The organism is Kaistia sp. UC242_56 (genome assembly GCF_044452255.1).
In the GTDB taxonomy this organism is placed as follows: domain Bacteria; phylum Pseudomonadota; class Alphaproteobacteria; order Rhizobiales; family Kaistiaceae; genus Kaistia; species Kaistia defluvii_A.
Map to the genome: position 1 here is coordinate 240,940 of NZ_JBIOAN010000001.1, position 25,733 is coordinate 266,672.

Below are 25,733 nucleotides of genomic sequence, written 5' to 3' on the forward strand. Positions count from 1 at the left end.
GGATGAGGTCCTAGCGCCGGCCGAGGGAACGGGAGCGCAGATTGTCGAGAAGAACCGCGAGCAACAGGATCAGGCCGCGCACGACATACTGGTAGAAGGCCTGGATGTTGAGCAGGTTCATGACGTTCTCGGCAATGCCCAGGATGAGCACGCCGACGATGACGCCGGTGATCGCCGCACGGCCGCCGGCGAGCGACACGCCGCCGAGCACGCAGGCCGAGATGACCGAAAGTTCCAGCCCGGTCGCCGCATTGGGCTGGCCCGAGGTGATACGCGAGGCGAGCAGGATGCCGGCAATGGCGCAGACAAGACCCTGCAGCGTGAAGATCCAGATCCGCATCCAGTCGACATTGACACCGGCCAGCCGCGAGGCCTCGGGATTGCCGCCGATCGCCAGCGTGTTGCGGCCGAAGACGGTGCGGTTCAGCACGAAGCCGAAGACCACGAACAGCGCGACCATCACCCAGATCGGCGTCGGCACGCCCAGGAACTTCGACAAAGCGAGCTGGTAGAACGACGCGTCGTTGATGCCGACGGCGCGGCCATCCGAGGAGATCAGCGCCAGGCCACGCACGATCTGCATCGTGGCGAGCGTCGTGATCAGCGCGTTGATCTTCAGCTTGGCAATGACGACGCCGTTGACGAAGCCGACAAAGGTGCCGAAGCCGACGGCGATCAGCAGGCCGAGCGGGATCGAGCCGGTGGCGTTCGAGGCCATGACGGCGACCATGCCGGAAAAGGCGACGATCGAGCCGACAGAAAGGTCGAAGTCGCGCGAGGCCAGGCAGAACATCATCGTGCAGGCGACGATGCCGATGGTGACGACCGACTGCAGCAGACCGAGCATGTTGCGCTCGGTCAGGAAGTTCGGGACCGTCAGCGACACCACCGCGAAGGCGATGGCGAAGATCACGACGAGGCCCTGCTCGCCGAGCAGGATGCGTTTCAGGGAACCGGTCATCAGGAAACCTTCTGGATGGGTTCGGCGGCAGAGCGGTCCGGCAGCGCGGCCGCGAGAATGGCGCGTTCGTTGAACTCGGGACGATCGAAGGTGGCGGCGATGCTGCCGCCGCACATGACGGCGACGCGATCGGAAATGCCCATCACTTCCGGCAACTCGCTCGACACGACGACGATGGCGAGGCCCTTTTCGGCCAGCGAATAGAGCAGGTCGTAGATCTCCGCCTTGGCGCCGACGTCGATGCCGCGCGTCGGTTCGTCGACGATCAGCACCTTGACGTTCTCCTCCGCCAGCCAGCGGGCGAGAATCACCTTTTGCTGGTTCCCGCCGGACAGGTTGACGATGTCCTGCTTGCGCGACGGGGTGCGGATGCGGAGGCTCCGGATGAAGCCATCCGCCAGCGCCGCTTCCTTGCCGAGGTCGAGGATGCCGAAGGGCGAGAAGTGCCGCCGCGCCGAGATCGAGATGTTGTCGGAAACCGAGCGGCCCTGGACGATGCCGTCGAACTTGCGATCCTCCGGGCAGAGCACGAGGCCGGCGCGGATCGACTGCCGGGGGTCGCTCGCTGCGACCGGCCTGCCGTCGATCGCGACGCTGCCGGCGCCGCGGGAATCGGCGCCATAGACGAGGCGCATCAGTTCGCTGCGGCCGGCGCCGACGAGGCCGAAGAAGCCGAGGATTTCGCCGGAGCGCGCCTCGAAGCTGACCGGCTTCGGCAGGCGGGTGCCGGAAAGCCCGGTGACCTTGAGGCGGACCTCGCCGATGGCACGTCCGCGCCAGCCCCAGATGTCGCTGATCTCGCGGCCGACCATCTCGGACACGATCTGGTCGCGCGTCACGCCTTCCATCGTCGCGTGATGGGCGGCAAGCCGGCCGTCGCGCAACACGGTGCAGCCGTCGCAGAGGCGGAAGATCTCGTCGAGGCGGTGCGAGATGTAGAGGATCACCTTGCCCTGCTCGCGCAGCCGGTCGATCAGCTTGAACAGGATCTCGCTTTCGCGCGAGGAGAGCGACGAGGTCGGCTCGTCCAGCGCGATGACGCGGGCATCCTGCATCACCGCCTTGGCGATCTCGATCATCTGCCGCTCGCCGATCGACAACGCCGCGACCTTGGTGCGCGGGTCGACCTCGATGCCGATATCCCGGAGCTTGCTGCCGACATCCTCGACCAGTTCGCGAAAACTGATGATGCCGGCCTTCGCCGGAAAATGGCCGAGCCGCAGGTTCTCGGCAACCGTCAGGCCGGGCACGAGCTGCAGCTCCTGATGCACCACGGTCACGCGGGCGGCGAAGGCGTCGCGGGTCGAGTGGAAGTTCTGGGCGGCGCCCTCGATCCGGATTTCGCCGGTATCGGCGCGCGTATCGCCGGAGAGGATCTTGATCAGGGTCGACTTGCCGGCGCCGTTCTCGCCCATCAGGCCGTGAACCCGGCCCTTGCCGATGCCGAAGGAGATGTCCGAAAGCGCCTGAACGCCCGGGTATCCCTTGGAGATATTGGAAAATTCTAGAAAGTGCGTCATGTCCCGACCCCTCCCCGCAAACGAGAACCGGCGGCGGAACGGATCCGCCGCCGGAATATCCGAGGCCGCGTGACTACTCGATGCCGAGGTCCTTGCGGACGGCTTCGTAATTGTCGCGAAGGGCAAGCTGGCCGGCGGTGAGCGTGAGCGCCGGCGGCGCCTTGTCGTTGGCGATCCAGTCATACATGTTCAGCGCCGTCTCATAGCCGTGACGCTTCGGCGAGATGATGACGGTGCCGACGAAGCCGGTGGCGTCGGCCTTCTTGAACTCGTTGATCGCGGATTCGGCGCCGCCGATGCCGACGCCGATGACATTGGCGGCCGGGATGCCGACGCTTTCGGTCGCGCGGACGGCGCCGAGCACGGCTTCATCGTTGAGGCCGAAGGCGACCCAGTTCTTGATGTCGGCATGCTTGTTGAGCACGACGGTGGCGGCGTTCAGCGCCGCTTCCGTATCGGTCTTGGCCTGCGGCGCGTCAAAGATGTTCTCGGCCGGGAAGCCGGCGGCCTTCAGCGCGGCAATGGCGCCATCGACGCGGTCGGCGGCGGTCGGCAGCTGGTCATAGGAGACGCGGATCGCGCCGACTGTCTTCGGGTCCCAGCCGCGCTTCTTGATCTCGGCCGCGATCGCCTCGCCAACGGCCTCACCGATCTTGGTGGCCGAGATGCCCATATGCGGCACGGCTTCGAGCGGCTTGCCATCGGCATCGACCAGACGGTCGTCGACCGTCATGACCTTCAGGCCATTGGCCTCGGCCTTGGCTACGATGCCCGGGCCGAGCTTGACGTCCGGGGTGCAGACGATGAAGCCCTGCGCGCCCTGGGCGCCCAGATTGTCGATCGCCGACTGCAGCTTCTCGCCGTCCTCGGCGCCGATCTTGACGAGGGTGAAGCCCTTCTCCTTGGCCGCGACCTCGGCGAACTTCCACTCGTCCTGGAACCAGGGTTCTTCCGGCTGCTTGACGATGAAGCCGATCTTGACGTCGGCGGCATAGGCCGACGACAGGGCGATCATCACGGCTGCACCAGCCATGATGGCACTCTTCCAAAGGCGCATTGTTCTCTCTCCCACGAGAATTCGTTCCACCGCCTCTCCGAGCGGGGGTGAGAATCCATATTTCGAATCATCATACCCGTCAACTTCTGTTGTATGATTATATAAGCGCAGGATCCGCCCTTGATCCCGTGGCAGCCGCGTGGGATTGGCAGGGAGCCGATCCCAGAATGACGACACCCGAACCGAGTCCGATGACGAGCCCAGCCGAGACCACCGCCGAGACGGGTGCCGACACGCTTGTCCGCCGCGCCAAGCCGCGCGTGCAGAAGGAGATCATCGCGACGCTGGCGCGCGCCATCGCGTCCGGCCGTTTTCCGCCCCACAGCAATCTGCCGCGCGAAAACGACCTCTGCGCCGAATTCGGCGTCAGCAGGACGGTGATCCGCGAGGCGTTGAAGGTGCTGGAATCGAAGGGGCTGGTACGCGGCCGTCCGCGCGTCGGCACCACGGTGCGCGACAAGGAGGACTGGAACCTCCTCGATCCCGACATCGTCGACTGGATGGGGACGGGATTTCTGGATCCGGCGCTGCTGATGTCGATCCTGGAGGCGCGGCGCGCCATCGAACCGGCGGCCGCGGCCCTGGCCGCGACACGCGCCACCACGCAGGAGATCGCCGATCTCGACCACGCCTGGCAGCGCATGGCCGGCGCGGTCGACGACGAGGCCTTCACGGAAGCGGATGTGGCGTTCCACACCGTGCTGCTGAAGGCGAGCCACAACCGCGTCTTCGCGCAGTTCTCGGGGCTGATCCACGCCGCCATGCAGCGTGCGCTCGGCGCTTCCAATCGCTCGGTCGCCAACCACGAGGAAGCGCTTCGCGTGCATCACTGGCTGGTCGAGGCGCTGCGCCTTCGCGACGAGCCGGGAGCCCGCCTGGCCGTCAACGCCATCCTCGACCTCGCCGAACGCGATCTCCGCGCCGCCGCAGCGGCGGAGAGCTGATGGCCGGCAGCCAGGCTGCCGGCCCGCTTTCGATCGGTCAGGCCGTCAGGGCGGCGGCGTTGTCGTCCGCGTAGGTCGCGACCGAACGCGGCGCCTTGCCGGTCAACGTCTCGACATCGCCCGTCGGGGCCGCCGTCCAACCCTGGCGCACCGGATAGAAGATCGAGGTCAGCAAGCCGGCATAATCGGCCGGCACGCCGGCGCCGGTCAGCAAGGCGATGAAGGCGTCATCCTCGACCGGCTTGTAGGCGACCGGCTTTCCGACCACGCCGGACAGGATTTCTGCTGCATCGGCATAGCCCAGCGCTTCGGGGCCGGTCAGGTTGAAGGCGCGGCCGTCGAAGCGGTCGGTCGTCAGGGCCGCCGCCGCACTGGCCGCGATGTCGCGCACGTCGATGAAGCTCGACTTGCCATCCGCCGCCGGCACGGCGATCACGCCATGGTCGAGGCCGGCCTTCCAGTAGGTATGGAAATTGTCGGCGAACCAGTTCGGCCGCAGGATCACATAGGGCACGCCGGATTTCTCAATGGCGATCTCGACCTGGCGATAGGGGATGGAATCGTCGGCCTGGACGCCGAAGACACTCTGGAAGACGATCTTGACGTTTCTCGCAGCGGCGGCCTCGACCACCGGCAGCAGCATTTCCTTCGCCGCGACATAGCCGGCCGGCAGCATCAGATAGAGGCGGTCAACGCCGTCGAAGGCGGCTGCGACGCTGGCGGGATCGGCATAATCGAAGGCAACGCCCTCGGCGCCCTCGACCGGCTTGCCGGAACGCGACGCGGCTTTGACCGCCTCGCCCTTGGCCAGCAGCGCCTGGACCAGCGGACGACCGACATTGCCGGTGGCGCCGAGTACGAGGATCTTGTTCGTCATCTCTTCCATCCTAGTTTCATTTGGAAACCTTGTTTCGATTTGCTACATACTGCCGATCGAGACGGGGCAAAAGAGAGCACTTTTGGCTCACATGGTTTCCTCGGGGATACCGGGGCAGGAGAATGCAATGGAAACGTCGATTCTGCAGCGCGCCTATGACGTCTATGAAGACCGCTGCCCCACGCGGCTGGTGCTGGACCGGATCGCCGACAAATGGGCGCTGCTGATCCTCGACCGGCTGCAGGGCGAGCCGGTGCGCTTCAACCACATCCGGCGCGACATCAAGGGCATCTCGCAGAAGGTGTTGTCGCAGACGCTGAAGAAGCTGGAGCGAGACGGGCTGGTCTCGCGCACCGTCTTCGCCACCGTGCCGGTGACGGTCGAATACGCGCTGACGCTGCTCGGCCGGACGCTGACCGAAACGGTCGCGACGCTGGCCCATTGGGCCGAGCGCAACATGGACGCCGTTCTGACGGCCCAGAAGACGTATGACGCAGCGGCCGAGCTGCGCTGATCGCTGCGCTCGATTGCCATCATCCTGAGGTGCCCGAGCGCAGCTCGGGCCTCGAAGGACGCACGGTCGAGGGGGCGGGATCGATTGCACAGCCTACCTGCGTGCTTCGAGACGGCCCTTCGGACCTCCTCAGCATGATGAGGGAGGTGTCTCGCAGCCGAGAAACGGCGGAGGCGCAGGAGTGCCCCCTCCCCAAGACCGCCTAGGGCGGTCTTGACCCTCCCTCAAGGGGAGGGTTCAAGCATCCGGCCAGTCTCAATCCCAGGCGAGCGCGCCGCCGTTCTGGTATTCGATGACGCGGGTCTCGAAGAAGTTCTTTTCCTTCTTCAGATCCATCGCTTCCGACATCCAGGGGAACGGGTTTTCCGTCTCGGGGAACACCGGCGCGAGGCCGAGTTGGGCGCAGCGGCGGTTGGCGATGAAGTGCATGTAGCTCTCGCACAGCGCCGCATTCAGGCCGAGGAAGCCGCGCGGCATGGTATCGCGGCCATAGGACGCCTCCAGCTCGGCCGCCTCGCGGATCATCGAACGCAGCTCGTCCTGGAACGAAGCCGTCCAGAGATGCGGGTTTTCCGCCTTGATCTGGTTGATGACGTCGATGCCGAAATTCAGGTGAATGCTCTCGTCGCGCAGGATGTACTGGTACTGCTCGGCGATGCCGACCATCTTGTTGCGGCGGCCGAGCGACAGGATCTGCGCGAAGCCGGTGTAGAACCACATGCCCTCGAAGATGACATAGAAGGCAACGAGATCGCGCAAAAACGCCTGGTCGGTCTCGGGCGTGCCGGTCTTGAAATCGGGATCGTCGAGATGCTGGGTGTGCTTCAGCGCCCAGGCCGCCTTGTCGGTGATCGACGGCACTTCCCGGTACATGTTGAACAGCTCGCCCTCGTCCAGGCCGAGGCTTTCGACGATGTACTGGAAGGTGTGCGTATGCACCGCCTCTTCAAAAGCCTGGCGCAGCAGGTACTGCCGGCATTCCGGATTGGTGAGATGGCGGTAGATCGCCAGCACGATGTTGTTGGCGACGAGAGATTCTGAGGCGGCGAAGAAGCCCAGATTGCGCTTGATGGCGCGGCGCTCGTCCTCGGTCAGCCCGTCCTTCGACTTCCAGAGCGCGATGTCGGCCTGCATTGAGACCTCGGTCGGCATCCAGTGATTGTTGCAGCCGGCGAGGTATTTTTCCCAGGCCCAGCGATATTTGAGCGGCAGCAACTGGTTCACGTCGGCGCGACAATTGATCATCGCCTTGTCGTCGACGGAGACCCGGCCGCCGGCGCGGTCGATGGCGCCGAGGCCGGTGGCATCGGCGATCGGTTCACCCTGCCCGGCTGCCGCGAAAGGCGCGCCCGGGGCGGGAGCGGATTTGGGTTCGGACCAATCGAGCATGGTCAACTCCTTGGAATTTTGATGGCGCAGCATGAAGCGCGGCCGAGAGGTCTTGTTTTCACCTCTCCCTGAGGGAGAGGTCGACGCACGAAGTGCGGCGGGTGAGGGTTTAGGGAACCATCCGGAGAGGCGGAAAAGCCCCTCACCCCAGCCCTCTCCCGCAAGCGGTAGAGGGGGCGACCGAGCCTCTCCTCGGCGCCGGCTGAAAAGCCCTCGCCCGCTTGCGGGAGAGGGTTGGGTGAGGGTCTTGTTTGCGTACTGCCCCTACTGGCAGGCTTCGCAGTCGGGGTCGTCGATGGAACAGGCCTGGCCCCAGGCTTCGCCGATCGGGATCGCGATCGGCGCCGGCGCCAGCTTCGCAGCCGGCACCACGATCGGCGCAGCGGCGACCGGGGCGGTGGCGAGCACGGCCGAGACCGAATTGAGCTTGCCGTCCGTACCCTTCAGGGTCGACTTCTCGACATGCGTCGCCGAGCGCGAGCGCAGGTAATAGGTCGTCTTCAGGCCGCGCTGCCAGGCGAGGCGATAGAGCGCGTCGAGCTTCTTGCCCGAGGGATTGGCGATGTAGAGGTTGAGCGACTGCGCCTGGTCGATCCACTTCTGCCGCCGCGCCGCCGCTTCGATCAGCCAGGCCGAGTCGATCTCGAAAGCGGTCGCGTAGAGCGCCTTCAGATCGTCCGGGATGCGGTCGATCGGGCCGATGCTGCCGTCGAAATATTTGAGATCCGACACCATCACCTCGTCCCAGAGGCCGCGCGCCTTGAGATCATGCACCAGCGCCGCGTTCACCACGGTGAAGTCGCCCGACATGTTCGATTTGACGAACAGGTTCTGGTAGGCCGGCTCGATCGACTGCGCCACGCCACAGATGTTGGAAATCGTTGCCGTCGGCGCGATCGCCATGGTGTTGGAATTGCGCATGCCGACCGTCTTGACCCGCTCGCGCAGGCCTTCCCAGTCGAGCACGGTCGAGCGGTCGAGCTCCAGCCCGCCGCGCGCTTCGGCCAGCAGCTCCACCGAGTCGATCGGCAGGATGCCCTGCGACCAGAGCGAGCCGTCGAAGCTCGGATAGCGGCCGCGTTCGGCGGCGAGATCGGTCGAGGCCGAGATCGCATGGAAGGAGATCGCCTCCATGCTCTCATCGGCGAAGCGGACGGCGGCCTCAGAAGCATAGGGAATGCGCAGCGCCTGCAGCGCGTCCTGGAAGCCCATCAGGCCGAGGCCGACCGGGCGGTGGCGCAGGTTGGAACGGCGGGCCTCGGGGATGGTGTAGAAATTGATGTCGATGACATTGTCGAGCATGCGCATCGCCGTCTGGACGGTGCGCGCCAGCCGGTCGAGGTCGAGGCCGTCGCCGACGATGTGATGGGCGAGGTTGATCGAGCCGAGATTGCAGACCGCGACCTCGTCATTCGACGTGTTCAGCGTGATCTCTGTGCAGAGATTGGACGAATGCACGACGCCGGCATGGCGCTGCGGCGAGCGGATGTTGCAGGGATCCTTGAACGTGATCCAGGGATGCCCGGTCTCGAACAGCATGGTCAGCATGCGGCGCCAAAGATCGGTCGCCTTGACCTCCTTATGGACACGCATCTCGCCGCGCTTCGCCTTCGCCTCATAGCCTTCATAGGCGCGCTTGAATGCGGGCCCGTAAAGATCGTGCAGATCCGGCGTCTCGTCGGGCGAGAACAGGATCCACGGACCATCCTCGGCAACGCGCTGCATGAACAGGTCCGGCACCCAGTTGGCGGTGTTCATGTCATGCGTCCGGCGGCGGTCGTCGCCGGTGTTCTTCCTGAGATCGAGGAATTCCTCGATGTCGACATGCCAGGTCTCGAGATAGGCGCAGACGGCGCCCTTGCGCTTGCCGCCCTGGTTGACGGCGATCGCCGTGTCGTTCGCCACCTTCAGGAACGGCACCACGCCCTGGCTCTCGCCATTGGTGCCCTTGATGTGGGCGCCGAGGCCGCGCACGCGCGACCAGTCATTGCCAAGCCCGCCGGAATACTTCGCCAGCAGCGCATTGTCCTTCACCGACTTGAAGATGCCTTCGAGATCGTCCGGCACGGTGGTGAGGAAGCAGGAGGAAAGCTGCGGCCGCAGCGTGCCCGAATTGAACAGGGTCGGCGTCGAGGCCATGAAGTCGAAGGACGACAGCAGATTGTAGAACTCGATCGCCCGCGCCTCGCGGTCGATCTCGCGGATCGCCAGCCCCATGGCGACGCGCATGAAGAAGGCCTGCGGCAGCTCGATGCGGGTGCCGCCGGTCTGCAGGAAATAGCGGTCGTAGAGGGTCTGCAGGCCGAGAAACTGGAAGTTCAGGTCGCGCTCGGGTTTTAGCGCAGCGGCGAGGCGGACCAGATCGTAGCGGCCGAGTTCGCCATCGACCAGTTCATGCTCGATGCCGACCCGGATGAAGGCGGGGAAATAATCGGCATAGCGGCCGGCCATCTCGCTCTGCGTCGGCTGGACGGGAATGCCCTGCACGAAGGAAACCGCCTCGGCGCGCAGCATGTCGAGCAGCAGGCGGGCGCTGACAAAGGCGTAGTTGGGCTCGCTCTCGACCAGCGTGCGGGCCGCCATCACCGGCGCCAGCGCCAGTTCGGCCAGCGAGATGCCGTCATAGAGGTTGCGGCGGGTTTCCGAGAGGATCGCGGCTGCGTCGACATCGGCAAGCCCGGCGCAGGCCTCGTCGACGACGAGTTGCAGGCGGCGCTCATCCAGCGGACGCAGCACGCCATCGGCGCCGCGCACCTGCAGCAGCGGCGCGCCGACCGGGGCGACCGCCTCGGCGGTGCGGCGGGCGCGGGCGCGCTCCTCGCGATACAGAACATAGGCGCGGGCGACCTTGTGGTGCTCGCCGCGCATCAGCGCCAGCTCGACCTGGTCCTGCACGTCCTCGATATGGAGCGCGCGATCGGAGCCGACGCGGCGCGTCAGCGCGCTGACGATCTGGCCGGTCAGGTCGTCGACGATCTCATGCACGCGGCGCGAGGCAGCGGCGCTGTTGCCCTCGACGGCGAGAAACGCCTTGGTCAGCGCGACGGCGATCTTGGACGCATCGAAATCCGACAGCGAACCGTTGCGGCGGATGACGTGAAAGGCCGGCGTGGCGGCGGCGGAAGGCTTGGACGGTACGGGGGCCGGCGAAAGCGAAGGATAGGAGGCGACCGGCGCGCTACGGTCTTGATCAATCGTCTGTGTCATCGGCTTCAGCCCAAAATTGGTTGGGAGCAAAGGCCGAGCGAAGCGAACAGGACGAACGGCCCCCAAAAAGGCCGCACGAAACCAGCGCTCCACCGGGACACCCCGCCCGAGGATTCTTTCAGTCTGTCGGGGCAGGTTTCCTGGCTCACGGGTCGTCGCTCTGCCCACCTTCCCGGGACCTTTCGGTCCCAGTGGTCTCTCCGGGCAGACACTCGCCGTTCACAGTTGCGGGGGCAGCTCCGGCTCCACCCTTTCGGGCGTTCCGGCATTCCCTCTTAGCCCTGGGTCTTGCGACTCAGGAGAACCTCGACACGCAGATGTAGACGCCCATGCGCCTCCATCGTCAATATCTAGTTATTGTTGACAGGATTGCGAATCGGCGGCCCGGCCGCATTCCGAAGCCGACCCGCCAATTCCCGGCTGTGGAAATTCCTCCCAACTGCCGCTTTAGCTGGCGCTCGCATACATGCCGGTGGTGCGGAACTCGGTCGGGCTGGTGCCGAAGAAGCGGCGAAACACCTTGGCGAAATAGTTCGAATCGTCGAAGCCGGACAGCACCGCCACCTCCTTGACCGACAGCACCTGCTGGCCGGCCAGCAGACGGGCGGCGCGTCGCATCCGCTCCTGCAGCACGAATTCGGCCGGCGGCATGCCCTCGCTCGCCGCGAACATGCGCGAGAAATGCGCCCGGCTGAAGCCCGAGAATTCGGCCAGTTCCGGTACGGAGAGCGGCTTGTCGAGATTGGCGAGGATGTGCTCGACCACGCGCTGGATGACGCCATTATCGGCCAGCGACGCGCCATGCGAGCCGAACACGTCGTCATAGAGCGCGGTCGCCGCCTCATAGGCGACGGCCGAGGCGGCGCCGGGCGTCTCGCCGCCGCCATCGATCAGCCGCAAGCTGCAATCGGCGAGATGGTCGATCGTGTCGGGCCGCAGCCGCAAGACCGGCCCCGTCGCCTCCAGGATCTGCCGGTGGATGCGCAGCGCCTCCTGCCCGTTCATCGAAATCCAGAAGAACTCCCAGGGGGTTCCCGGCTCGACCGAATAGCAGTGATTGTGCGGCACGACGACCAGCATCGTTTCGCCCGGCCCGATGCGGTAATGGCGCCGGTCGTAGCGCAGCTTGCCGGAGCCGGCGACGGTATGCTGGAGCACGGTGAACGGCGTCTGGCCCCGCTTGCGACCGTCCCAGCTATAGCTCGAATCGGTGCGGATTTCGTAGCCCGTGCTGGTCGGCATGGTGTGCAGCCGGTGGCGGCCGCGGGGCAGCGATACGGTCTTCATGACCGGGGCACGCTGGGCCAATTCTCCGAGCATAAAATCACCCACGAAAGCACAAATTCTCTCTGGTTCACGCATGAACCTTGCGCATACTAGCCTCGAGCCAAGCGGCCGGGCGATAAAAAAGAGCAGCACCATGAGCCAATACCACCCGAGGCTGCCGAAACCCCGCCGAAATCGAGGCAATTCCGTACCTTTCTGACCGCCCCATTCGAGCTCTCTTGCCAGGAACCGCGCCCAGGGCGCGCCGGCCGCCTCCGAGGAACCCCAGAAACGCCATGTCCAGTTTCAAGATCGCCATCATCGGCGCCGGCAGCGTCGGCTTCACCAAGAAGCTGGTCTCCGACATCCTCTGCGTGCCGGAACTGCGCGAGGTCGAATTCGCGCTGACCGACATCAGCGAGCACAATCTGACCATGGTCCGGCAGATCCTCGACCGCATGGTCGCGGAGAACAAGCTGCCGACCAAGATCACGGCGACCACCAACCGGCGCGAGGCGCTGACCGGCGCGCGCTACGTCATCAGCTGCGTGCGCGTCGGCGGGCTCGAGGCCTATGCCGACGATATCCGCATCCCGCTCCAATATGGCGTCGACCAGTGCGTCGGCGACACGATCTGCGCCGGCGGCATTCTGTACGGCCAGCGCAACATCCCGGTCATCCTCGACTTCTGCAAGGATATCCGCGAGGTCGCCGAGCCGGGCGCGCGCTTCCTGAACTATGCCAACCCGATGGCGATGAACACCTGGGCGGCGATCGAATACGGCAAGGTCGACACGATCGGCCTCTGCCATGGCGTGCAGCATGGCGGCGAACAGATCGCCGAGGTGCTGGGCGCGACCGACGAGAGCGAGCTGGAATTCATCTGCTCCGGCATCAACCACCAGACCTGGTATGTCGACATCCGCTTCCGCGGCCGCAAGATCGGCAAGGACGAACTGGTCGCCGCCTTCGAGGCGCATCCCGTGTTCTCGCAGCAGGAGAAGGTCCGCATCGACGTCCTGAAGCGCTTCGGCTTCTATTCGACCGAGAGCAACGGCCATCTGTCGGAATACCTGCCCTGGTACCGCAAGCGTCCGGACGAGATCCATCGCTGGATCGACATGTCGAACTGGATCCATGGCGAGACCGGCGGCTATCTCCGCCACTCGACCGAGACCCGCAACTGGTTCGAGACCGACTTCCCGAAGTTCCTGGAGGACGCCGGCAAGCCGCTCGACCCGAAGAAGCGCTCGAACGAGCATGCCAGCCACATCCTCGAGGCGCTGGAGACCGGGCGCGTCTATCGCGGCCACTTCAACGTCAAGAACCGGGGCATCATCACCAACCTGCCCGAGGATGCGATCATCGAATCGACGGGCTTCGTCGACCGCTTCGGCCTCAACATGACGGCCGGGATCAAGCTGCCGGAAGCCTGCGCCGCCACCTGCCTGTCGTCGATCAACGTCCAGCGCATGGCCGTCCACGCCGCCGTCACCGGCGATGTCGAGCTCTTGAAGCTTGCCGTTCTGCATGACCCGCTGGTCGGTGCGATCTGCTCGCCGGACGAGGTCTGGCAGATGGTCGACGAGATGCTGGTCGCCCAGGCGCGCTGGCTGCCGCAATACGCCCACGCCATCGACGACGCCAAGGCGCGCCTCGCCAACAAGACCGTCGCCACGCGCGACTGGCAGGGCGCAGCGCGGCGCGAGGTCCGGGGCATCGAGACCGTCCGCGCCGAGCGGGCCAAGGAAAAGGCCGAGGCGGCAGAGTAGCCGCCGGGCCGAACGCTGGATCCGGCGCGGCGGGAGGAGCCATCGCGCCGGATCGGCAACCCATGTCGCGCCCTTGGGACGGCGCTGCGCGGGAGGCCGCCATGGAAGGCAGAAGAAACGGGTGCCGGCGCGTCGCGCCGGTGCCGTTCAAAGGGGAGGAACTATGAACAGATACGCATTGGCTCTTGGTGGAGCCGGCCTGCTTCTGGGCGTTTCGGTCCTGGCCGCGCAGGCCCAGGTGAAGCCGCCGATCACGCCGCCCGATCCGCCGAAATTCGACGCCCAGGGCAAGATCGACTATGTCGGCGCGGCCGACATGCTCGAATTCAAGGCGCTGCCCGAATATCACGAGCCCGATTGGGTCACGAAGAACTTCGTCTCGACCGGCAAGCTGCCCGCCGTCAAGGACCGCCTCCCCAAGGAGCCGATGGTCTACAAGACCGGCAACATGGTCGATGGCCTCGGCGTCTATGGCGACACGATGCGCCATGTCATCGGCGGCCGCCCGGAAGGCTGGAATTATATTGGCGGCCAGTCGCAGGGCTGGGGCGGCATCGATATCGGCCTCTCCGAATGCCTGACCCGCTCGGGTCCGCTGTTCCAGATCAAGGCGGATGAGCTGCAGCCGCTGCCGAACCTCGCTAAGAGCTGGGAATGGTCGGAAGACGGCCACACCCTGACCATGCACCTCATCGAAGGCGCGAAGTGGTCGGACGGCCAGCCGTTCACCACTGCCGACGCGATGTTCTACTGGGACGACAACGTCAACGATCCGAACGTCACGCCGCTGAACGGCGCCGCGCCCGGCTCGTTCGGCGAAGGCACGACGCTGAAGGCCGATGGCGACTACACGCTGATCTGGACCTTCAAGGAAGCCTTCCCGAAGCAGTATCTCTACCAGATGGCCTATGGCACCTTCTGCCCCGGCCCGGCGCATATCCTGAAGCCGCAGCATCCCAAATACTCGAAGAACACCTACGAGCAGTACAAGAACGCCTTCCCGCCGGAATACATGAACATTCCGGTGATGGGTGCGTGGGCGCCTGTCGAGTATCGCCCCGACGATATCATCGTCATGCGGCGCAATCCCTATTACTGGAAGGTCGACGAGGCGGGCAACCAGCTGCCCTACCTGAACGAACTGCACTACAAGCTCTCGACCTGGGCCGATCGCGACGTCCAGGCCGTGGCCGGATCGGGCGATTTCGCCAATCTCGAGCAGCCGGAAAGCTTCGTCGAGGCGCTCAAGCGCTCGGCAAGCGCCGACGCGCCGGCCCGCCTGGAGTTCGGCCCGCGCATCATCGGCTATTCGCTCTATCCGAACCTCTCGGCCAATGGCTGGGGCGAGCCGGACGAGCGCGCCCAGGCCGTGCGCGAGCTGAACCGCAACGAGCATTTCCGCAAGGCGATCACCTCGGCGGTTGATCGCAAGCGCCTCGGCGAGTCGCTGGTCAAGGGTCCATTCACGACCATCTATCCCGGCGGCATCTATTCCGGCACGACCTACTACGACAAGGATTCGACCGCCTACTATCCCTTCGATCTCGAAGGCGCCAAGGCTGAACTGGCGCTGGCGGGCCTGAAGGACACCGATGGCGACGGCATCGTCAACTTCCCTGAGGGAACGGCGGGCGGCAAGAACGTCGAGGTGACCCTCCTCGTCAATGCCGACTACCAGACCGACAAGAGTCTCGCCGACGGCGTCGTGGCGATGATGGAGCCGCTCGGCATCCGCGTCCTGCTCAACCAGGTCGAGGGCAAGCAGCGCGACGCGCTGCAGCAGGGCGGCCAGTTCGACTGGATGATCTTCCGCAACCAGGAAGACCTGACCTCGGTCGTGCAGAAGACCGTCAATCTGGCGCCGCTCGGCCCCAAGACCAGCTGGTTCCACCGTGCCGGCAAGGACGGCCAACTCGACCTGCTGCCCTTCGAGCAGGAGATCGTCGACGTCGTGAACAAGTTCATCACGACGCCGGACGCGAACGAGAAGCTGGCGCTGATGAAGCAGTTCCAGAAGCTCTACACGGAGAATGTCTACGGCATCGGCCTGACGCAGTATCCGGGTGCGCTGATCATCAACAAGCGCTTCGCCAACATCCCGAAGGGCGTGCCGATCAACCTGTTCAACTGGGCCGAGGACAGCATCATCCGCGAGCGCGTGTTCGTCCCCACCGACAAGCAGGGCAAGTACGAACTGTTCCCGGAAACGCTGCCCGGCGCGCCCGGCGACAAGGGCGGACCGGCCAAAGGATAAGTCCGCGCCGATCCATCGATCCGGACAAGGGGGCGGGCTGCCGCCCCCTTGTTCCCCTCTAGCCCAGAACAGGGAGCTGTTGCCCCAATGTTGCGCTTCCTGACCATGCGGATTCTCTCGGCGATCCCGGTGCTGTTCGTTCTCAGCGTCGTGACCTTCGCCATCATCCAGGCGCCGCCCGGCGACTATGGTGATTTCATCCGCGCCCAGTTGATGAACCAGGGCGGCGCCTCCGCCGTCGTCGCCGAGGCGCAGGCCGAGGCCTATCGCCAGGCGCATGGCCTCAACGATCCCGTCATCCTCCAGTATTTCAAATGGCTCTGGGGGATCCTCACCCGCTTCGATTTCGGCGACAGCTTCTTCTACAACAAGCCCGTCTCGACGGTCGTGGCCGAACGGCTGCCGCGCACCCTGCTGCTGGCGCTCACCTGCCACATCCTGGCGTCGATCATCGGCATCACCTTCGGCATCATCGCCGCGACCCGCCAGTATAGCTGGATCGACTCGGTGCTCTCCTTCGTGTCGTTTCTCGGCATGACCGTGCCTCGCTTCCTGATCGCGATCATCATCGTCTACCTGCTCGCCTTCAAACTGAACGTGCAGGAGATCGGCAGCTTCTTCTCGCCGCAATATGGCGGCGCGCCCTGGTCCTGGGCCAAGTTCGTCGACCTCGTGAAGCATGTCTGGCCGGTCGTCGCGATCGCGACCTTCGGCGGCCTCGCCTACAACATGCGCGTCATGCGCGGCAATCTGCTCGACACGCTCAACGCCCAGTATGTCGAGACGGCCCGCGCGAAGGGCCTGCCGGAATCGCAGGTGATCCTGCGCCATGCCGTGCCCAACGCGCTGCACCCGCTCGTCATGTATCAGGGCGTCGTGCTGCCCTACATGCTGACCGGCGAGATCGAGGTGGCGATCGTCTTCTCGCTCGCCACCGTCGGCCCGGCCATCGTCAGCTCGATGGCGGTCGGCGACGTCTATGTCACCGCCACCTTCATGCTGGTTCTGGCGACAACCCTGATCATCGGCAACATCATCGCCGACATGCTGCTGGCGCTGCTCGACCCGCGCGTGCGCCTGGGCGGAGGCAAGGAATGACCGACGTGACCGAGACCACGGCCACCGTGCCGCCCGCCGCTTCGCCCGCCGTGCCGAGCGCCCGCTTCGCGCATGGCAATGAGGGCTATTTCGCCCTGGTCTGGCGCCGCTTCCGCCGCTCCGTCATGGGCATGATCGGTCTGGTCATGGTCGTCGGGCTGCTGCTGATGGCGCTGTTCGCGGATTTCGTCGCCCCCGTCGATCCGCGCGCCAACGGCATCGGCTTCGCGCCGCCCGATCACATCAGCTTCTTCAAGCCGGACGGCTCGTTCAGCCTCATCCCGCGCATCTATCCGATCGTCGAGACGGACGAGCTCGATCCGGTGACGTTCCAGCCGATGAACGGGCCGGACCTCGAAAACCCGCATGTGCTCAGCCTGTTCGTGCGCGGCTTCGACTACAAGATCCTGTGGCTGATCCCGTCCAACATCCATCTGTTCGGCTCGCGCGACGGGGCGCCGATCCACCTGCTCGGCACCGACAAGTTCGGTCGCGACATTCTTTCTCGCGGCATTGTGGGATCCCGGATCTCGCTCACCATCGCGCTGATCGTCGTGTTCATCACGACCACGGTCGGCACCACGATCGGCATCACCTCGGGCTATATGGGCGGGCGGATCGACGCCTGGGTACAGCGCTTCGTCGAGCTGGTGCTGGCCTTCCCGCAATTGCCGCTCTACCTGGCCCTGACCTCGCTGATCCCGATCACCGCGCCTTCCAACGTCTTCATCGCCTTCGTCATAGGCGTGATGGCGGCGCTCGGCTGGGCGCAGCTCTCTCGGGAGGTGCGCGGCAAGACGCTGGCGCTGGCCCGCATCGAATATGTCCGCGCCGCCATGGCGATCGGCGCCGGCGACGGGCGGATCATCTTCCGCCACATCCTGCCCAACGTCATGAGCCACGTCATCGTCGGCGTGACGCTGGCGATCCCGACCATCGTGCTGCTGGAATCCTTCTTGGGCTTCCTCGGCTTCGCCGTGAAGCCGCCGCTGATCTCCTGGGGCCTGATGCTGCAGGATACCGGCGCCTTTTCGGTGATCGGCTCCTATCCGTGGATCCTCTCCCCCGTCGTCTTCGTGCTGATCACCGTCTTCGCGTTCAACGCGCTGGGCGATGGCCTGCGCGACGCGATCGACCCCTACTAGGCGGAGCCTCATGGCCTTGACCCCCAACGAATTCGCCCCGGCCGAACGCTACGACCTGAACGCGCATGGCCGCGAGCTGATCCTCGATGCCCGCAATGTCGCCGTCACCTTCAAGGTCGAGGGCGGCTCGGTCGAGGCGGTGCGCGACGTGTCGTTCCAGCTGCACAAGGGCGAGACGATCGCCATCGTCGGCGAATCCGGATCCGGCAAATCGGTGACGGCGCGCACCATCATGGGGCTGCTGTCGAAGCGGGCCACCGTCGCCAAGGACGCGCGCATCGAGTTCGAGGGCAAGAACGTGCTCGCCTTCAACCCGGTCGCCAAGCGCAAGCTGCGCGGCAACCGCTTCGCGATGATCTTCCAGGAGCCGATGAGCTCGCTGAACCCTGTCTACACGATCGGCCAGCAGATCGCCGAGGTGCTGCACATACACAACCGCAAGATGACCCGCGCCGACGCGAAGGCGCGCGTGCTCGAACTGCTCAAGGAAGTGCAGATCCCCGACCCGGAAGCGCGCATCAAGCAATATCCGCATCAGCTTTCCGGTGGCCAGCGCCAGCGCGTCATGATCGCCATGGCGCTCGCCAACCGCCCGGACATCCTGATCGCCGACGAACCGACCACCGCCCTTGACGTCACCGTGCAGGCGCAGATCCTCAACCTGATCCGCGAATTGCAGAAGCGCTACGGCATGGCGGTGATCCTGATCACCCACGATCTCACCATCGTCCGGCAGTTCTCCGACTATGTCTATGTGATGCAGCATGGCGAGGTGAAGGAGCACAACGTCACCGAGACGCTGTTCCAGAGCCCGCGCCACGCCTATACGCGCCACCTGCTCGCCTCCGAGCCGAAGGGATCCGCCAACCCGCTGCCCGAGGGCACGCCGGTGATCCTCGAAGGCCGCAATGTGCGCGTCGCCTACACGCTGAAGCGGGGCGGCATGTTCAAGCCGGACTTCTTCCAGCTGCTCGCCTGCGACAATCTCAGCCTCGAATTGCGACGCCACGAAACCCTTGGCATCGTTGGCGAATCCGGTTCAGGCAAGACCACGTTCGGCCAAGCGCTGATCCGGCTGATCCAGCATTCGACCGGCGAGATCGTCTTTGACGGCGAGACCATCCACGACAAGGACCGCAAGGCGATGCGGCCGCTGCGCTCGCGCATGCAGATCGTCTTCCAGGACCCCTTCTCGTCGCTCAACCCGCGCATGTCGATCGGGCAGATCATCGAGGAAGGGCTTGTTGTCAACGACATCGGCTCCAGCCGCCAGGACCGGCTCGACCGCGTGCGCCAGGCGCTGCGCGATTCCGGCATGCCCGACACCATCCTGTCGCGCTTTCCGCACGAGTTCTCCGGCGGCCAGCGCCAGCGCATCGCCATCGCCCGCGCCATTGCGCTGGAGCCCGAATTCATCCTGCTCGACGAGCCGACCTCGGCGCTCGACCTGTCCGTGCAGGCGCAGATCATCGATCTCCTGCGCAAGCTGCAGGACGAGCGCGGCCTCTCCTACCTGTTCATCTCGCATGATCTGAAGGTGGTGCGCGCGCTCTGCCACCGCGTCATCGTCATGCAGCACGGCAAGATCGTCGAACAGGGGCCGGTCAGCGAGGTGCTGACCCGGCCGCAAAGCGAATACACCGCCCGCCTCGTCCGCGCCGCGTTCGAAATAGCCGCCTAACGAATCTGCCTACCCCGGAGCTTCTCCCCATGACTGCCAATCCCAGGATCACCTTCATCGGCGCCGGCTCGACCGTGTTCATGAAGAACATCGTCGGCGACGTGCTGCAGCGCCCCGCGCTGTCGGGCGCCACCATCGCGCTGATGGACATCAACCCGCAGCGCCTCGAAGAAAGCGCCGTCGTCGTCCGCAAGATCGCCTCGACCCTCAACGCGAAGGCCAGGGTCGAGACCTATACCGACCAGAAGAAGGCGCTCCAGGGCGCCGATTTCGTCGTCGTCGCCTTCCAGATCGGCGGTTACGATCCCTGCACGATCACCGATTTCGACGTGCCGAAGCGCTACGGCCTGCGCCAGACCATCGCCGACACGCTGGGCGTCGGCGGCATCATGCGCGGCTTGCGGACTGTCCCGCATCTCTGGAAGATCTGCGACGACATGCTCGTCGTCTGCCCGAACGCCATCCTGCTGCAATACGTCAACCCGATGGCGATCAACACCTGGGCGATCACGGCGAAATATCCGACCATCCGCCAGGTCGGCCTCTGCCACTCCGTGCAGGGCACGGCGATGGAGCTGGCACTCGACCTCGACATTCCCTACGAGGAAATCCGCTACCGCGCCGCCGGCATCAACCACATGGCGTTCTACCTGAAGTTCGAGCATCGCCAGAAGGACGGCTCCTATCGCGACCTCTACCCGGACCTGGTCCGCGCCTATCACGAAGGCCGTGCGCCAAAACCCGGCTGGAATCCGCGCTGCCCCAACAAGGTGCGCTACGAGATGCTGACGCGCCTCGGCTATTTCGTCACCGAAAGCTCCGAGCACTTCGCCGAATACACGCCCTATTTCATCAAGGAAGGCCGCGAGGACCTGATCGAGAAGTTCGGCATTCCGCTCGACGAATATCCGAAGCGCTGCATCGAGCAGATCGCCCGCTGGAAGACCCAGGCCGAGGCCTACCGCTCGGCCGACAAGATTGAGGTGTCGCAGAGCAAGGAATACGCCTCCGAGATCATCAACTCTGTCTGGACCGGCGAACCCTCCGTCATCTACGGCAATGTCCGCAACAATGGCTGCATCACCTCGCTGCCGGCCGATTGCGCGGCGGAAGTGCCCTGCCTGGTCGACGCCTCGGGCATCCAGCCGACCTATATCGGCGAACTGCCGCCGCAGCTGACCGCGCTGATGCGCACCAACATCAACGTGCAGGAACTGACGGTGAAGGCGCTGCTCACCGAGAACCGCGAGCACATCTACCACGCCGCGATGATGGACCCGCACACCGCCGCCGAACTGGATCTCGACCAGATCTGGCATCTCGTCGACGACCTGCTGGCCGCCCATGGCGAATGGCTGCCCGAATGGGCCCGCGGCGCCGCCAAGCAGCGGGTCGCCTGATCCGAAGCTGGATCTTCCTTCTTCACCTCCCCCTGAGGGGGAGGTCGACTGCCAAAGGCCGGCGGGTGAGGGTTTACGGCCTCTCCGGATGGTTCCCTAAACCCTCACCCGGAGCTTCGCTCCGACCTCTCCCTTGAGGCGAGAGGTAGAGGAGAGGACAGCCAAGTCAGAGCGTGGCGTAGCCTGCCCCTCCCCCGGCATGCGACGCGCAGGGGCCCCGGCGTTTCTCCGCCGGGGCCTTTTCGTTTCAGGAGAGCGCGGCGGCAATGGCGGAGCTGGCCATGACCGAGGCAAAGACCACCAGCGCCACGGCGGCAAAGCGCGAGACGCGCGCCGGGGTTGCGAAGCCGCCGGCCGAACGCGACAGCGAACTGCCGAGCGTGATCCAGCCGCAGGCGACGCCGACGACGAGCACCGAGAACAACCCCGCAAAGCCCGGCAGGCTGGCAAGGTCGCGTGGAAAAATCAGGAAGGCGAAGATCAGCGCCTTGGGATTAAGCAGCGTGGTGACGAACACCCGCCGGACCGAGATCGGCGCCCCGCCCGGCAGCGCCTCGCGCGCCGCCTGACGCCAGAGCGCCACCGCCGACCCGGCGAGATACAGGCTGGCCACGATTTTCGACAGGATCGGCACGATCGGGTGCTCCGCCGCCAGCGGCCCGACGATCCCCATCAGGATGCCGATTGCCAGTCCGTAACCGGCGAGTTCGGCCGGCACCAGGCGGAGCGAGCGGCGCATGCCGATCGCGGCGCCGGAGGTCGCCAGCAGCGTGTTGGTCGGCCCCGGCACGGCGAGCAGCGCCAGCACGGCGAGGATGAAGGTCGGGACCGCCGTCATGCGACGTCCCGCTCGCGCGGTGCCATGGGCTCAGCGGCCATGCTGGTTCACATGCTCGAGAAATTCGGCATGGCCGAGCGCTTTTGAGGCCGCCTGCCGGTATTCCTTCACCAGGCTGTCGACGGTCTCGCGCGCGAGGGCGCGCAGGGCCGGCGATTTGGCCATCTCGGCCCGCGCCACGGCCGGGTCGAGCAGGCCAAGCCCGTCGAGGACGGGATAGTGCAGCTGCGTCTCGACATGCGGCAAACCGTCGAGGAAATCGCCGAAATGCTCGCGCCGGGGCATTTCGCGCTTCCAGTGCGCAAGGCGCTCCTTCGTCTCCGGATGCAGCCGCTCCGCCTTCACATTGCGCCAGAACGGTGTGTCGTCGCGCTCGGTGACGTAATGCGTGTTGACGAAGGTGCGGAAGTCGTCGACCTGCCGGCCGACGCGGCGGTTGTAATCTGCGCGGTCGGCCGCGGTCATCGCCTCCGGCCGCTTCATGTAGCGCTGGGTGAACAGCATCATCTGCACGATGGTGCCGTGGATCGAGGTCGATTCCAGCGGTTCCAGGAAGCTCGACGACAGGCCGACGGCCAGGCAATTGCCGATCCAGGCATTTTCCAGCCGGCCGATCTGGAAGCGTATGTCGTCGCGCACCTCGATCTCGCGGCCAAGCGTCGCCTCGACCTCGCGCTTCGCCTCCTCCGGCGTCTTGAACGCGTCGGAATAGACATAGCCGCAGCCATAGCGGCCCTGGGTCGGGATCTGCCAGATCCAGCCCGCTTCCTGCGCCCAGGCATGGGTGTAGTTGTTGATCTCCTCGCCGGGCTTGATGTCGAGCCAGAACGGCAGCGCCCGGTTGACCGGCAGTTCCTTCTGGTAGGAGATCCAGGGCGCGTTCAGTTCCTGGACGATCAGCCGCTTGCGGAAGCCGCTGGCGTCGATGAAGAAATCACCGGCGAGGCGCTCGCCGCTATCGAGCTGCAGGGCGGTGATGTCGCCGCTCTCCCTGTGGCGCTCGACGCCCTGGATCACCGCGTCGACGATGGCGACGCCCCGGGACTTCGATTTCAGGAATTTGCCCACCCGCGCCTGGTCGAAATGGAAGGCGTGGTGGAACGGCCCGAGCGCCACCAGCGAACCGTCCGCCTTCCTGGCATAGGGCGCTTTCTTCTGCTCCAGCAGCGGCCCGAACAGGTGCATGTCCTGCACCTTGCGGCCGGCGGCGACGCAATAGACGTTGAGATAATCAGACGGCGCGCCCGGTGGCGCGGCGATGACCTGATGCGGGTCGTCGATCGGGCCGTAATAGGTGAAGCCCTTGCGGCGCCAGTCGGTGTGGCGGATGCCGAGCTTGACGGTGGCGCCGGTCTCGCGGAAGAATTCGAATTCGTCGATGCCGAAATGCTGGAACAGCACTCGCATCGCCGCCGTGCTGCCCTCGCCGACGCCGACGGTGGGAATCCTGGAGGATTCGACCAGCGAGACACGGATATCGAGTTTTTGCCGCCGGGCGCTGTCCTCTATGATGAAGGCGGTGAGCCAGCCGGCGGTGCCGCCGCCGACAATGACGAAATGTGCTGGTTTCGCCAAGCGGCCGTCCTCCCGATGGTCAGCCGGGAGAACCTCGCGGTCTCCGGCCCTTTTGCATCAGTCTAGGACGCAAACTTTCCCCGCCTCCAGAGCGATTTTGGCTCATGGCGGGTAATCCTGTGCTGGAGCGCAAAGCAGGATACGCCTGCACAGGCGCGCTCGCTCGCCCTCCCTGAGGGAGAGGTGAAGAAAGCGTCGAAGCGAGCACGTTCAAGGCGTGTCGTCTGCTCCCTCCCCGGCATGCGGCACGAAGGCCCCGGCGTTTCCCCGCCGGAGCCTCATTTGTTTGGCCGTCCGAACCTACCAACCCGCTCCGCCATCATCCTGAGGTGCTTCGCGTGAGCGAAGCCTCGAAGGAGGCTCCAGCGGGCACGTTGGTGTTCCCTGGACCCTCCTTCGAGGCCCGGCTCTGCCGGGCGCCTCAGGATGATGGTCGAGTGTTCGGATTCACGCTTCGGGCCTTCGCAGAAAGAGCACCCCTACCGCCCCATGAAGACGCGGCGGGCGATCTGGTCTTCGAGGCTCAGCCAGCGGCGCGAGACTTCGTCGTCGCTATGGCGCGACGCCTCGCGGGCCTCGCCCTTCAGCGCCTTGAGCCGCTCGACCGGCAGCTCGATATGCGCGTCGAGCTCCTCGGCCATCCCAACGAAGCGCTCGGCCGCCGCCACGCCGCCCAGAAGCGGGGCCGCGTCCTCGGCGATGAAGCGCTCCCAGCTCAGCGTCGGCTCGTAGCCGAAGCGGGCGAAGGCGAGATAGGAGAGCTCGACCGTGGCGTGATAGGGCGACGGCTCGCCCCAGACCGTCAGGCCCTCCATGCCGACATCGGCGCAGAACTTGTTCATGTCGGCGAAGGTGCGGCCGTTGAAGGCGTAGCGCTCGGTGCGGCGGTCGCCGTTCCACTGGCAGGCGAACTGGCAGCGCAGCACGTTGGGCTGCGTCGGCAGGCGTTCAACATCGGCCCGCGTGAGTTCCTTCTGCAACCGGCCCCAGAAGGTGCGGTTGGTGGTGTGCTGGTAGATCGCGCCCTTCGGCATGCTGCGCTGGGCGTCATGCGCGACGGGATCGAACAGATTGTCCCACTGCAGCTCGCTGTAGATCCAGGCGTCCGGCTTCTTCGCCTTCGCCGCGCGGTAGAGGCGCGGGAAATTCTCCGCCATGTCGGTATGCGACCATGAATCGCCATGGTCGTCGACGCGGCGGGCGGCCTCGGCCTCGTTGTTGCGACGGGCGACGCAGCGCGCGCAGCCGCAGACGCCATAGTCGCCGCTCTCGATGTTAACGCCGCCGATCTCGAAGGTGTCGGCGAGCCAGGAGACCGCCTCCTCCATCCAGTCCATGGTCTCCGGCGCGCTCGGGCAGGCGCTCATGGTGTAGTCGGAGCGCGGAAAATTGAGCGGGAAGTCGAGGTCCGCGATTTGGAAGCCGACGCCCTTTTCCATCGTCGCGGCATGCTGCGGATTCTTCTTCAGCCAGGTCGCGAGGTTGTAGGGGTGGTCGCCCTCCCAATAAACGCCGCCATAAGAGCCGATGGCGATGCCCGGCACGATGCGCACGCCGCGCTCGGTCGCGTAACGGCAGAGTTCCTGCGCCGCTTCGATGCCGCCATGCGAATTGCGCAGGAAGCCATAGATCACGACCGAGGGAATGCGATTGCGGCTCGCGAAATCGACCAGCCTGGTGTAGTCGGCCAGGAAGCCGGCAGGTGGCTTGCCATAGGGGTTGAAGACGCCGATCTCCTGGTGGCCGACCTGCGACAATTCCCAGTTGGTCGAATGGTCCCAGGTCCAGAAGGTGCGATAGGCAAGGCCCGGTGCGACGCGACGCTCGCCGGTCGGCACCTGCACCGCGCCACCCTCGACCTTCGCGCGAGAAATCAGCTCTTCCGCGCCATAGATGACGCCGGAGAAGGGACCGCCGGCGATGGTGATCTCGGCATTCGAGCCGTCCTTCGGCCGCACGGTGAGCGTGAAGGCGCCCTCGGCCAGCGACCGGTCCTCGACCAGGCGGATGACCGGCAGGCTGGAGGATGCCGCGGCGGCGGGCACGAATTCGAGCATCGGAAACGCCGCGCGGAGCCGCCGTGCCGCATGCGCGTGCCGTTCGCCGCCCTCCAGCCCAACCCGTCCCGCGATCCGAACCTCACCCGTACCGACCATCCTGTCATCCTCCTCTGGACTGCCGCGCGGCCACTGCCCGCGTTGTTGACAGGATTGCCCATCTCCTATCAAATATCAA

General features: G+C 65.4%; 18 protein-coding genes and 1 riboswitch. Of the genes, 8 read left to right on the forward strand and 10 right to left on the reverse strand.

The window, feature by feature from the left end; translation table 11 throughout:
- Nucleotides 1-10 precede the first annotated feature (10 nt).
- The 3 genes from araH to ACHMWQ_RS01195 all read right to left on the reverse strand — a co-directional run bounded on the left by araH (nt 11) and on the right by ACHMWQ_RS01195 (nt 3,538).
- Nucleotides 11-961: an L-arabinose ABC transporter permease AraH gene (araH, locus tag ACHMWQ_RS01185; RefSeq protein ID WP_396306078.1), complete on the reverse strand. Its 951-nt coding sequence runs from the start codon at nt 959-961 to the stop codon at nt 11-13.
- On the reverse strand, nt 961-2,481 hold the full coding sequence (gene araG, locus ACHMWQ_RS01190; protein WP_396306079.1) for an L-arabinose ABC transporter ATP-binding protein AraG: 1,521 nt from the start codon (nt 2,479-2,481) through the stop codon (nt 961-963). The genes araH and araG overlap by 1 nt, the downstream gene beginning before the upstream one ends.
- 73 nt (nt 2,482-2,554) lie before the next feature.
- Complete coding sequence (locus tag ACHMWQ_RS01195; RefSeq protein ID WP_396306080.1) at nt 2,555-3,538, reverse strand: arabinose ABC transporter substrate-binding protein; 984 nt, start codon at nt 3,536-3,538, stop codon at nt 2,555-2,557.
- A gap of 191 nt (nt 3,539-3,729) precedes the next feature.
- Here ACHMWQ_RS01195 and ACHMWQ_RS01200 point away from each other — a divergent pair, with 191 nt between their 5' ends.
- Nucleotides 3,730-4,482 (forward strand): FadR/GntR family transcriptional regulator, encoded by a 753-nt coding sequence (locus ACHMWQ_RS01200; RefSeq protein WP_396306081.1) that lies wholly within the window; start codon nt 3,730-3,732, stop codon nt 4,480-4,482.
- Between the two features lie 37 nt (nt 4,483-4,519).
- Here the strand turns inward: ACHMWQ_RS01200 and ACHMWQ_RS01205 are convergent, their stop codons facing one another.
- Nucleotides 4,520-5,359, reverse strand: a complete 840-nt coding sequence (locus ACHMWQ_RS01205; protein WP_396306082.1) for an SDR family oxidoreductase — start codon at nt 5,357-5,359, stop codon at nt 4,520-4,522.
- 127 nt (nt 5,360-5,486) lie between these two features.
- On the opposite strand from ACHMWQ_RS01205, the gene ACHMWQ_RS01210 reads away from it, so the two are divergent.
- Complete coding sequence (locus tag ACHMWQ_RS01210) at nt 5,487-5,873, forward strand: winged helix-turn-helix transcriptional regulator (protein WP_396306083.1); 387 nt, start codon at nt 5,487-5,489, stop codon at nt 5,871-5,873.
- Nucleotides 5,874-6,128: 255 nt separating this feature from the next.
- Here the strand turns inward: ACHMWQ_RS01210 and ACHMWQ_RS01215 are convergent, their stop codons facing one another.
- From ACHMWQ_RS01215 to ACHMWQ_RS01225, 3 genes are all read right to left on the reverse strand, one after another.
- Nucleotides 6,129-7,262, reverse strand: a complete 1,134-nt coding sequence (locus ACHMWQ_RS01215; RefSeq protein WP_354553860.1) for a ribonucleotide-diphosphate reductase subunit beta — start codon at nt 7,260-7,262, stop codon at nt 6,129-6,131.
- Between the two features lie 264 nt (nt 7,263-7,526).
- Complete coding sequence (locus ACHMWQ_RS01220) at nt 7,527-10,469, reverse strand: ribonucleoside-diphosphate reductase subunit alpha (protein WP_396306084.1); 2,943 nt, start codon at nt 10,467-10,469, stop codon at nt 7,527-7,529.
- A gap of 112 nt (nt 10,470-10,581) precedes the next feature.
- Nucleotides 10,582-10,793, reverse strand: a riboswitch (cobalamin riboswitch).
- A 123-nt stretch (nt 10,794-10,916) separates the two neighbouring features.
- Nucleotides 10,917-11,789: a helix-turn-helix domain-containing protein gene (locus ACHMWQ_RS01225; RefSeq protein WP_396306085.1), complete on the reverse strand. Its 873-nt coding sequence runs from the start codon at nt 11,787-11,789 to the stop codon at nt 10,917-10,919.
- 242 nt (nt 11,790-12,031) lie between these two features.
- Here ACHMWQ_RS01225 and ACHMWQ_RS01230 point away from each other — a divergent pair, with 242 nt between their 5' ends.
- From ACHMWQ_RS01230 to ACHMWQ_RS01255, 6 genes are all read left to right on the forward strand, one after another.
- Nucleotides 12,032-13,507: an alpha-glucosidase/alpha-galactosidase gene (locus ACHMWQ_RS01230; protein WP_396306086.1), complete on the forward strand. Its 1,476-nt coding sequence runs from the start codon at nt 12,032-12,034 to the stop codon at nt 13,505-13,507.
- Between the two features lie 163 nt (nt 13,508-13,670).
- Entirely contained in the window at nt 13,671-15,761 is a 2,091-nt protein-coding gene (locus ACHMWQ_RS01235; protein WP_396306087.1) for an ABC transporter substrate-binding protein, read from the forward strand.
- Between the two features lie 87 nt (nt 15,762-15,848).
- Nucleotides 15,849-16,859, forward strand: coding sequence for an ABC transporter permease (locus ACHMWQ_RS01240; protein ID WP_396306088.1), 1,011 nt, complete (start codon nt 15,849-15,851; stop codon nt 16,857-16,859).
- Entirely contained in the window at nt 16,856-18,004 is a 1,149-nt protein-coding gene (locus tag ACHMWQ_RS01245) for an ABC transporter permease (RefSeq protein ID WP_396306089.1), read from the forward strand. The genes ACHMWQ_RS01240 and ACHMWQ_RS01245 overlap by 4 nt, the downstream gene beginning before the upstream one ends.
- Before the next feature lie 10 nt (nt 18,005-18,014).
- Entirely contained in the window at nt 18,015-19,685 is a 1,671-nt protein-coding gene (locus tag ACHMWQ_RS01250; RefSeq protein WP_396306090.1) for an ABC transporter ATP-binding protein, read from the forward strand.
- 29 nt (nt 19,686-19,714) lie between these two features.
- The gene (locus tag ACHMWQ_RS01255; protein WP_396306091.1) at nt 19,715-21,085 is read left to right on the forward strand and encodes an alpha-glucosidase/alpha-galactosidase; all 1,371 of its coding nucleotides are present in this window, start codon (nt 19,715-19,717) and stop codon (nt 21,083-21,085) included.
- A 247-nt stretch (nt 21,086-21,332) separates the two neighbouring features.
- Here ACHMWQ_RS01255 and ACHMWQ_RS01260 read toward each other — a convergent pair whose 3' ends face one another.
- The 3 genes from ACHMWQ_RS01260 to ACHMWQ_RS01270 form a co-directional block, all read right to left on the reverse strand.
- A complete protein-coding gene (locus tag ACHMWQ_RS01260) occupies nt 21,333-21,923 on the reverse strand; it encodes a LysE family translocator (RefSeq protein WP_396306092.1) in 591 nt (196 codons plus the stop codon).
- A gap of 30 nt (nt 21,924-21,953) precedes the next feature.
- Nucleotides 21,954-23,498 carry a tryptophan halogenase family protein gene (locus tag ACHMWQ_RS01265; RefSeq protein ID WP_396306093.1) on the reverse strand — a complete coding sequence of 515 codons (1,545 nt, stop codon included), beginning with the start codon at nt 23,496-23,498 and terminating at the stop codon, nt 21,954-21,956.
- A gap of 479 nt (nt 23,499-23,977) precedes the next feature.
- Complete coding sequence (locus ACHMWQ_RS01270) at nt 23,978-25,654, reverse strand: hypothetical protein (RefSeq protein WP_396306094.1); 1,677 nt, start codon at nt 25,652-25,654, stop codon at nt 23,978-23,980.
- Between the last annotated feature and the right edge of the window lie 79 nt (nt 25,655-25,733).

Excerpts from the sequence above, each read along its gene's own strand:
- ACHMWQ_RS01235 (WP_396306087.1), top strand. The coding sequence starts at position 13,671 with ATGAACAGATACGCATTGGCTCTTGGTGGAGCCGGCCTGCTTCTGGGC.
- araG (WP_396306079.1), bottom strand. The coding sequence starts at position 2,481 with ATGACGCACTTTCTAGAATTTTCCAATATCTCCAAGGGATACCCGGGC.
- ACHMWQ_RS01250 (WP_396306090.1), top strand. The coding sequence starts at position 18,015 with ATGGCCTTGACCCCCAACGAATTCGCCCCGGCCGAACGCTACGACCTG.
- ACHMWQ_RS01240 (WP_396306088.1), top strand. The coding sequence starts at position 15,849 with ATGTTGCGCTTCCTGACCATGCGGATTCTCTCGGCGATCCCGGTGCTG.
- ACHMWQ_RS01210 (WP_396306083.1), top strand. The coding sequence starts at position 5,487 with ATGGAAACGTCGATTCTGCAGCGCGCCTATGACGTCTATGAAGACCGC.
- araH (WP_396306078.1), bottom strand. The coding sequence starts at position 961 with ATGACCGGTTCCCTGAAACGCATCCTGCTCGGCGAGCAGGGCCTCGTC.
- ACHMWQ_RS01255 (WP_396306091.1), top strand. The coding sequence starts at position 19,715 with ATGACTGCCAATCCCAGGATCACCTTCATCGGCGCCGGCTCGACCGTG.
- ACHMWQ_RS01225 (WP_396306085.1), bottom strand. The coding sequence starts at position 11,789 with ATGCTCGGAGAATTGGCCCAGCGTGCCCCGGTCATGAAGACCGTATCG.
- ACHMWQ_RS01245 (WP_396306089.1), top strand. The coding sequence starts at position 16,856 with ATGACCGACGTGACCGAGACCACGGCCACCGTGCCGCCCGCCGCTTCG.
- ACHMWQ_RS01205 (WP_396306082.1), bottom strand. The coding sequence starts at position 5,359 with ATGACGAACAAGATCCTCGTACTCGGCGCCACCGGCAATGTCGGTCGT.
- ACHMWQ_RS01220 (WP_396306084.1), bottom strand. The coding sequence starts at position 10,469 with ATGACACAGACGATTGATCAAGACCGTAGCGCGCCGGTCGCCTCCTAT.
- ACHMWQ_RS01195 (WP_396306080.1), bottom strand. The coding sequence starts at position 3,538 with ATGCGCCTTTGGAAGAGTGCCATCATGGCTGGTGCAGCCGTGATGATC.
- ACHMWQ_RS01215 (WP_354553860.1), bottom strand. The coding sequence starts at position 7,262 with ATGCTCGATTGGTCCGAACCCAAATCCGCTCCCGCCCCGGGCGCGCCT.
- ACHMWQ_RS01200 (WP_396306081.1), top strand. The coding sequence starts at position 3,730 with ATGACGAGCCCAGCCGAGACCACCGCCGAGACGGGTGCCGACACGCTT.
- ACHMWQ_RS01260 (WP_396306092.1), bottom strand. The coding sequence starts at position 21,923 with ATGACGGCGGTCCCGACCTTCATCCTCGCCGTGCTGGCGCTGCTCGCC.
- ACHMWQ_RS01270 (WP_396306094.1), bottom strand. The coding sequence starts at position 25,654 with ATGGTCGGTACGGGTGAGGTTCGGATCGCGGGACGGGTTGGGCTGGAG.
- ACHMWQ_RS01230 (WP_396306086.1), top strand. The coding sequence starts at position 12,032 with ATGTCCAGTTTCAAGATCGCCATCATCGGCGCCGGCAGCGTCGGCTTC.